The sequence below is a fragment of the Rhodococcus sp. KB6 genome, assembly GCF_001445685.1.
Taxonomy (GTDB): Bacteria; Actinomycetota; Actinomycetes; order Mycobacteriales; family Mycobacteriaceae; genus Rhodococcus_F; species Rhodococcus_F qingshengii.
Genome location: NZ_LNAK01000061.1, coordinates 1 through 1,332, shown reverse-complemented (window position 1 = coordinate 1,332; position 1,332 = coordinate 1). Strand labels below are relative to the sequence as shown.

Below are 1,332 nucleotides of genomic sequence, written 5' to 3'. Positions count from 1 at the left end.
GGGCCTTGACCCCGGAAACTGGACACGGGGTTTGTGATTACGCGGCTTTCTGCAGGCTATCGGATGTGTGAGCGTTTTCGTAGTCGGCAGGGCTGAGATAGTTGCAGTACGAGTGCCGGCGTCGGGTGTTGTAGCGGGTGATCCACCGGAACACCGCGAGCCTTGCCGCCCGGGGCGATTCCCAGCGGGCTGCGCCTTGCAGCGTTTCGCGTTTGAGTGTCGCATTGAACGACTCGGCCAGGGCATTGTCCGCGCTCGTGCCCACCGCTCCCATCGATTGCGCAACACCCAAATCCGCGCAGATCATCGCGAAACCCTTTGAGGTGTATTGACTTCCGCGATCGGCGTGGAACACTGCACCGGCAAGACCGCCGCGGGTCAGTGCTGCGGCACCTAAGGCATCTTCGACGAGTTCGGTACGCATGTGCTCGGCGATCGACCAGCCCACCAGGCGGCGGGAGAAGCAGTCGATCACCGTGGCCAAATACAAGAACTCATTGTCCCCGCATGGCAGATACGTGATGTCACCGACGTATCGGGTATTCGGTGCGATCGCGGTGAAATCACGGTTGAGCAGGTCCGGCGACGGAGTGTCGGCTGGTTCGGCGATGGTGGTGCGGTGTTTTCGGCGCAGTCGCAGGCCCTCGATGTTGTTGGCGCGCATGATCCGTGCGATCCGTTTGTGATTGATCCGCTGGTCGGCGGGTTGTCCGTGATTGATCTCGGCGGTGATCCGGGGCCGCCCGTAGGTGTTGTCCACCGTGTGGACGGCGCGGATCTTGTCGGCGAGTTCAGCGTCGGCTGCGGCCCGGGCGGCTCGTTTCTCGGCGGCGTTGATCCATGCGTAGTACGACGAGCGGGCGATATCGATGACCTGGCACAACCGCTTCACCGGGTAGGTGTCGGAGTGGTCTGCAACGAACTGGAAGCGGTTCACCAGTTCGTCTCTCCGGCGAAATATTTTGCCGCCGACCGCAGGATGTCTCGTTCGGTTTCGAGCTTGGTTTTCTCCGCGCGTAGGTGTGCGACCTCGGCGCGGAGCCTGGCGGCTTCCTGCTCGGGTGTCTCGCCGGTGCCGGGCCCCGGAGCGGTGGCGGCGGGTCTGCGGATCGGGATACCCGCATTTCTCAGCCATGTGGTCAGGGAGCCGTGGGATACGCCGAGATCGGCGGCGATCCCGGCTACGGTCGCGCCGCCGGTGTCGCGGTACAGCTCGACTGCGTCGCGGCGGAACTCTTCGGAGTAATTTTTCTTTGCCATCGGGTTAGATCTTCTCGCTTTCCCTGGTCTGAGACCAGGATCAAGCGTGTCCAACCCGCGGGGTCAAGGCCC

The 1,332-nt window shown here is 63.1% G+C and carries 1 protein-coding gene; it reads right to left on the bottom strand.

Going from position 1 to position 1,332, the window contains the following annotated elements; all coding sequences use genetic code 11:
* Window positions 1-37 precede the first annotated feature (37 nt).
* A protein-coding gene (locus tag ASU23_RS12025; protein ID WP_085989823.1) for an IS3 family transposase occupies window positions 38-1,260 on the bottom strand; the annotation gives its coding sequence in 2 pieces (ribosomal slippage) (window positions 38-954 and window positions 954-1,260; 1,224 coding nt in all).
* Window positions 1,261-1,332 lie beyond the last annotated feature (72 nt).